General features: G+C 70.2%; 5 protein-coding genes. 1 reads left to right on the top strand and 4 read right to left on the bottom strand.

The genetic code is table 11. The features are described 5' to 3' along the window. From zwf to tkt, 3 genes are all read right to left on the bottom strand, one after another. Window positions 1-1,238, bottom strand: a 1,238-nt coding sequence (gene zwf, locus GT030_RS23175) for a glucose-6-phosphate dehydrogenase (RefSeq protein ID WP_202460458.1), incomplete at its 3' end; no start/stop codon positions are given. After that, entirely contained in the window at window positions 1,238-2,380 is a 1,143-nt protein-coding gene (tal, locus tag GT030_RS23170; RefSeq protein ID WP_161202743.1) for a transaldolase, read from the bottom strand. The genes tal and zwf, both read right to left, overlap by 1 nt. Window positions 2,381-2,414: 34 nt before the next feature. Further along, window positions 2,415-4,490 (bottom strand): transketolase, encoded by a 2,076-nt coding sequence (gene tkt / locus GT030_RS23165; RefSeq protein WP_161202742.1) that lies wholly within the window; start codon window positions 4,488-4,490, stop codon window positions 2,415-2,417. Between the two features lie 144 nt (window positions 4,491-4,634). On the opposite strand from tkt, the gene GT030_RS23160 reads away from it, so the two are divergent. Next, the gene (locus GT030_RS23160; RefSeq protein WP_161202741.1) at window positions 4,635-5,540 is read left to right on the top strand and encodes an AraC family transcriptional regulator; all 906 of its coding nucleotides are present in this window, start codon (window positions 4,635-4,637) and stop codon (window positions 5,538-5,540) included. A 143-nt stretch (window positions 5,541-5,683) separates the two neighbouring features. Here the strand turns inward: GT030_RS23160 and GT030_RS23155 are convergent. After that, a partial coding sequence (locus GT030_RS23155; protein WP_161202740.1) for a glycoside hydrolase family 16 protein occupies window positions 5,684-6,953 on the bottom strand: 1,270 nt, incomplete at its 5' end.

Here is a 6,953-nt window from a genome sequence, read left to right as displayed (position 1 = left end):
GGCACACCCGCCCAGCGGCGGTTGTCGATCTCCAGCTTCAGCGCCGCGTACGTGTCGGTCTTCGACTTGGGGTCGATGCCCTCCTCGTCGAGGTAGCCGACGACCTTCTCGCCGCCCTGCCAGCCGGCCGCGTACTGGCCGCGCACGGTGTGCTCGCCCAGGTCGTCCGGGAGGCGGACCGACTTCAGGACCTTCAGCTTCTCGGTGAGCAGCGCGTCCGCGTCGAACGCGATCGGCTCCTCCATGGCGGTGAGCGCCATGAGCTGGAGCAGGTGATTCTGGATCACGTCACGGGCGGCGCCGATGCCGTCGTAGTAGCCCGCGCGGCCGCCGATGCCGATGTCCTCGGCCATCGTGATCTGCACGTGGTCCACGTAGGAGCGGTTCCAGATGGGCTCGTACATCTGGTTGGCGAACCGGAGCGCCATGATGTTCTGGACGGTCTCCTTGCCCAGGTAGTGGTCGATCCGGAACACCTGGTCCGGCTCGAACACCTCGTGCACGACCTTGTTCAGCTCGTGCGCGCTCTCCAGGTCGTGGCCGAACGGCTTCTCGATGACCGCGCGCCGCCAGGAGCCCTCGGGGGCGTCCGCCAGACCGTGCTTCTTGAGCTGCCGGACGACCTTGGGGAAGAACTTCGGCGGCACCGAGAGGTAGTACGCGAAGTTGCCGCCCGTGCCGCGGGAGGCGTCCAGCTCCTCGACGGCCTCCCTGAGCTGATCGAAGGCGGCGTCGTCGTCGAAGTCGCCGGGGATGAAGCGCATGCCCTCGGCGAGCTGCTGCCAGACCTCCTCGCGGAACGGCGTACGGGCGTGCTCCTTGACCGCGTCATGGACGACCTGTGCGAAGTCCTGGTCCTCCCAGTCGCGGCGGGCGAAGCCCACCAGGGAGAAGCCCGGCGGCAGCAGACCGCGGTTGGCCAGGTCGTAGACGGCCGGCATCAGCTTCTTGCGGGACAGGTCGCCCGTGACACCGAAGATCACCAGGCCCGACGGCCCCGCGATGCGGGGCAGCCGGCGGTCCTGGGGGTCGCGCAGCGGGTTTTCCCACTCGGCGGCCGGCGTGACCGGGACCCGGATGTCCTCGGCCTCGCGGACCGCGGCGGGCTTCGCCTTGGTCCGCGTCCTGCGCGCCTTGGGCTCCGCCTCGGCGGCGGCCGGCTTCGGCTCCGCCTTCGGCTCGGCCTCGGGCTCGGCCTTGGTGGCCGCCGCCTTCGGCTCGCCTGACTTGCTCGTCATTACGCGTCCACTCCCTTGCTCTTCAGGGACTCGGTCACGGCGTCCAGCAGCTCCAGCCAGGCCGCCTCGAACTTGGCGACGGCCTCGTCCTCGAGCTGCTGGACGACCTCGTCGTAGGAGATGCCCAGCTTCTCCACGGCGGCGAGGTCGGCGCGGGCCTGCTCGTAGCGGCCGGTCACCGTGTCGCCGGTGATGTCACCGTGGTCGGCGGTGGCCTTGAGCGTGCCCTCGGGCATGGTGTTGACGGTGCCGGGGGCGACCAGCTCGTCCACGTACAGGGTGTCCTTGTACGCCGGGTCCTTCACACCGGTGGAGGCCCACAGCGGGCGCTGCTTGTTGGCACCGGTGCCGGTCAGCGCCTGCCAGCGGGCGGAGGAGAAGACCTCCTCGTACGCCTCGTAGGCCAGACGGGCGTTGGCGAGGGCCGCGCGGCCCTTCAGGCCGAGGGCCTCGTCGGTACCGAGGGCGGTCAGGCGCTTGTCGATCTCGGAGTCCACGCGGGACACGAAGAAGGACGCCACCGAGTGGATCCGCGAGAGGTCCAGGCCGCGCTCCCGGGCCTTCTCCAGGCCCGCCAGGTAGGCGTCCATGACGGCGCGGTAGCGCTCCAGGGAGAAGATCAGGGTCACATTGACGCTGATGCCCAGGCCGATGACCTCGGTGATCGCCGGGAGGCCCGCCTCGGTGGCCGGGATCTTGATCATCACGTTGGGGCGGTCGACCAGCCAGAAGAGCTGCTTGGCCTCGGCGACCGTGGCGAGGGTGTTGTGGGCCAGACGGGGGTCGACCTCGATGGAGACCCGGCCGTCCCGGCCCTCGGTGGCGTCGTACACACCGCGCAGCACGTCGGCCGCGTCGCGCACGTCGGCGGTCGTCATCATGCGCACGGCCTCGTCGACCGTGACACCCCGCTCCGCCAGATCGGTGAGCTGCTCCTCGTACCCCTCGCCGGAGCCGATGGCGGCCTGGAAGATCGACGGGTTGGTGGTGACGCCGACGACGCCGCCGTCCGTCACGAGGGCGGCCAGGCCGCCCGAGGTGATCCGCTTGCGCGACAGGTCGTCCAGCCACACCGACACGCCCTCGTCGGCGAGACGCTTGAGGGCTCCGGGGGTGCTGATTGCTTCGGTCACAGTGCTCATCTTTCTTCGTCGCGTAATTCTGTGTCGCGGGGGATCAGGCGCGCGCGGCGGCCAGCGAGGCGCGGGCGGCGGCGGCGACGTTCTCGGGGGTGAAGCCGTACTCGGCGAACAGGGCGTTCGCGTCGGCGGAGGCGCCGAAGTGCTCCAGGGAGACGATGCGGCCGGCGTCACCCACATAGCGGTACCAGGTCAGGCCGATGCCCGCCTCGACGGCGACGCGCGCCTTCACGGCGGCCGGCAGGACGCTCTCGCGGTAGGCGGCCGGCTGCTGGTCGAACCACTCCACGCACGGCATGGACACCACACGCGTGCCGGTGCCCTCGGCCTCCAGGGCGTCACGGGCGGCCATGGCGAGCTGGACCTCGGAGCCGGTCGCCATGATGATCACCTCCGGGACCTCGGTCGAGGAGTCGGCGAGGACGTAGCCGCCCTTGGCGGCGTCCTCGTTCGGAGCGTACGTCGGTACGCCCTGACGGGTGAGGGCGAGACCGTGCGGGGCCGGGTCGGTGGCGTGCCGCTTCAGGATCTCGGCCCAGGCGATGGCGGTCTCGTTGGCGTCCGCCGGGCGGACCACGTTCAGGCCCGGGATCGCGCGCAGCGAGGCCAGGTGCTCGACCGGCTGGTGGGTCGGGCCGTCCTCGCCGAGGCCGATGGAGTCGTGGGTCCACACATAGGTGACCGGGAGCTGCATCAGGGCCGACATACGGACCGCGTTGCGCATGTAGTCGGAGAACACCAGGAAGGTGCCGCCGTAGATGCGGGTGTTGCCGTGCAGGGCGATGCCGTTCATCTCCGCGGCCATGGAGAACTCACGGATACCGAAGTGGACGGTACGGCCGTACGGGTTCGCCCCGGGCAGCGGGTTGCCCTTCGGCAGGAAGGAGCTGGTCTTGTCGATCGTGGTGTTGTTGGAGCCGGCGAGGTCGGCGGAGCCGCCCCACAGCTCGGGCAGCACCGGGCCGAGCGCCTGGAGGATCTTGCCGGAGGCGGCACGGGTGGCGACGGACTTGCCCTCCTCGAACACCGGCAGCGCGTCCTGCCAGCCCTTGGGCAGCTCGCCCTTGGAGACGCGGTCGAACAGCTCCGCGCGCTCGGGCTGGGCGGTGCGCCACTCGGCGATCTTCTTGTCCCAGGCGGCGTGCGCCTCGGCACCCCGGTCCAGGGCGCGGCGGGCGTGGCGCAGCACCTCGTCGGAGACCTCGAAGGTCTGCTCCGGGTCGAAGCCGAGGACGCGCTTGGTGGCCGCGATCTCCTCGTCGCCCAGGGCGGAGCCGTGGGACGCCTCGGTGTTCTGCGCGGTGGGCGCGGGCCAGGCGATGATCGTGCGCATGGCGATGATGGAGGGGCGGCCGGTCTCGGCCCTGGCGGCCTCCAGCGCGGCGTGCAGCGCCGGGACGTCCACGTCGCCGTCGGCGGTGGGCTCGATGCGCTGGGTGTGCCAGCCGTACGCCTCGTACCGCTTCAGGACGTCCTCGGAGAAGGCGGTCTCGGTGTCGCCCTCGATGGAGATGTGGTTGTCGTCGTAGAGGAAGACGAGGTTGCCGAGCTTCTGGTGGCCGGCGAGCGAGGACGCCTCGGCGGAGACGCCCTCCTCCAGGTCGCCGTCGGAGACGATCGCCCAGATCATGTGGTCGAAGGGGGAGGTGCCCTCGGGGGCCTCCGGGTCGAAGAGACCGCGCTCGAAGCGGGCGGCCATTGCCATGCCCACCGCGTTGGCGGCACCCTGGCCGAGCGGGCCGGTGGTGGTCTCCACACCGGCGGTGTGTCCGTACTCGGGGTGGCCGGGCGTCTTCGAGCCCTGGGTGCGGAACGCCTTGAGGTCGTCCAGCTCCAGCTCGTACCCGGCGAGGAAGAGCTGGGTGTAGAGGGTCAGCGAGGTGTGGCCGGGGGAGAGGACGAAGCGGTCACGGCCGGTCCATTCGGGGTCGGCCGGGTCGTGCTTCATCACCTTCTGAAAGATCGTGTACGCGGCAGGCGCGAGGCTCATCGCGGTACCGGGGTGGCCGTTGCCGACCTTCTGCACCGCATCGGCCGCGAGAAGCCGGGCCGTGTCGACGGCGCGGCGGTCGAGATCGGTCCACTCGAAGCTCTCGGGTGTCTGGGTGCTCATCTTCAAGAAGTCCTCTTCAGAAGCAGGGATGCCGATCAAACGCGTTCAAACTTAAAAGTCTGACTTTTTCGCGGAAAGGTCGGGGTGTGTCAGCCTGTGGTGAATCTGGGACACCGACCGCTTGACAGGAACGGCAAATCGAACATGGCGGACAGATCGCCTCAAGGTGTGGGTCGCGGCACGGACTGTGACGGGATCAGGACTTTCCCCTTCCCGACCGAGCTGGCCGTGGGCGGTGTCGGCATGCAGGTCGGCCCCATGGGTGAGGACCGCACCTGGCATGCGGATGCCCCGCTGGACCGGGTCCATCGCATCGACTTCCACGTGGTGATGCTGTTCACCGAGGGGCCGGTCCGGCACATGATCGACTTCGCCGAGTACGAGGCCGGCGCGGGTGACGTGCTGTGGATTCGTCCCGGCCAGGTGCACCGCTTCTCCCGCACCAGCCGGTACCGGGGCACCGTGCTGACCATGCAGCCGGGCTTCCTGCCCCGCTCCACCGTCGAGGCGACCGGCCTCTACCGGTACGACCTGCCTCCGCTGCTGCACCCCGACCCGGCGCAGCGCACCGCGCTGCGGGACTCCCTCGCCCAGCTCGGCCGCGAGTACGAGGACACCGAGACCCTGCCGCTCAGCCTGCACACGGCCGTCCTGCGGCACAGCCTCACCGCGTTCCTGCTCCGCCTCGCCCACCTCGCGGCCAGCTCCGCCGAGGCCAACCGGAGCCAGGCGGACACCACCTTCACCCTGTTCCGGGACGCGGTGGAGCGCGGTTTCCACTCCAACCACAGCGTCAACGCCTATGCCGACGCGCTCGGTTACTCCCGCCGCACCCTCGTCCGCGCGGTCCGCGCCGCCACCGGCCAGACCCCCAAGGGCTTCATCGACAAACGCGTCATCCTGGAGGCCAAGCGCCTCCTCGCCCACACCGACATGCCCATCGGCCGGGTCGGTGCGGCGATCGGTTTCCCGGACGCGGCCAACTTCTCCAAGTTCTTCCAGCTGCACACCGGAGTCACGCCGGTCGGATTCCGGGCGGAGCTGAGCTGACGCGTCGTCCGCGTCCCTGTACCGGGCGTCGGGGCCGGTGTGCCGACAGGTGCCTCACGGACGGGTACCGGAACCGCCGGAACCGCCGGAACCACTGAAGCCGAACGGCGCCGGAGCCCGTGGCCCCGGCGCCGCCGCGTTCGTCAGTGCGCGAAGGTGAACCAGTTCAGGTTCACGAAGTCGGCCGGCTGGCCGCTGGAGAAGGTGAGATAGACATCGTGGGTGCCGGTGACCCCGCTGATGTTGGCCGGGACGGTCTGCCAGTTCTGCCAGCCGCCGGTGCCGGACAGGGCGAAGCTGCCGACGGGGGCGTTGGAGCGGCTGTCGAGTCGTACCTCCACCAGCCCGCCCACGCCGGACGCCGCCCCGCTGGCGACGCGGGCCTTGAACTGGGTGGCGGGCGTCGAGCCGAAGTCGACGCCCTTGTACTGCGCCCAGTCACCGTTCGAGACATAGCTGAGGTTCTGGCCGCCGCCGGTGTCCGTGGTGGTCTCGGTGTTCACGCCGGACTGGCTGTCGAAGGACTCGGCCTGGACGGTGCCGTAGGCGTCGCGGTTGCCGGTGGGCGGGGGAGTGGTGCCGCCGCCGCTGCCGGACTGGAGCACCTGGACGTAGTCCACGGTCATCGGGTGGCCCGGGTCGGTGTCGGCGTAGGGACCGCCGCCGAAGGCGCCCGGGAAGCCGCCGCCCATCGCCACGTTGAGGATGAGGAAGTAGCCGTGCTTCGTGGCGTTGTTCCAGGTCGTGGCGTCGAACTGGTTGGCCCGCACGGTGTGCAGGTTGACCCCGTCGACGTAGAAGCGGATCTCCTCGACGGAGGTCGAGCGGTCCCACTCCATCGCGTAGGTGTGGAACGCGGACTGGCAGGTGCTGCCGGGGCAGGCCGTGGAGTTGCCGACGCCCGTGGTCTCGTTGCACGGGCCGCCGGGGTTGGTGCCGCAGTGGAACGTCGACCAGACGGTGTTCAGGCCCTGGACGTTCTCCATGATGTCCAGCTCGCCGACGCCCGGCCAGTTCTGGTAGTTGCCCCGGTACGGCGCCCCGAGGGCCCAGAACGCCGGCCAGTAGCCCTTGGCCGCCGCGCCCGTGACGTTCGGCATCTGGATGCGCGCCTGCACCCGCAGCTTGCCGCCCGCCGGAGGCTGGAAGTCGGTGCGGTTGGTCTCGATACGGCCCGAGGTCCAGCGGCCGGCGGAGTCGCGGCGCGGGGTGATCTGCAGGTTGCCGTTGCCGTCGAGCGCGACGTTGCTGGTGCTGCTGGTCATCGTCTCGACCTCGCCGGTGCCCCAGTTGGCGGCGCCGCCCGGATACGAGGTCCCGGTGTCGTACTGCCAGTTGGCGGTGTTGACACCGGAGCCCGCCGAGCCGTTGAAGTCGTCCAGGAACACCTGGGTCCAGCCGGACGGCGGCGCC

Source organism: Streptomyces sp. SID1328 (assembly GCF_009865595.1).
Classification (GTDB): Bacteria; Actinomycetota; Actinomycetes; order Streptomycetales; family Streptomycetaceae; genus Streptomyces; species Streptomyces griseoluteus.
The sequence above is the reverse complement of the archived record's forward strand: the minus strand, read 5'-3'. Positions and strand labels throughout refer to the sequence as shown.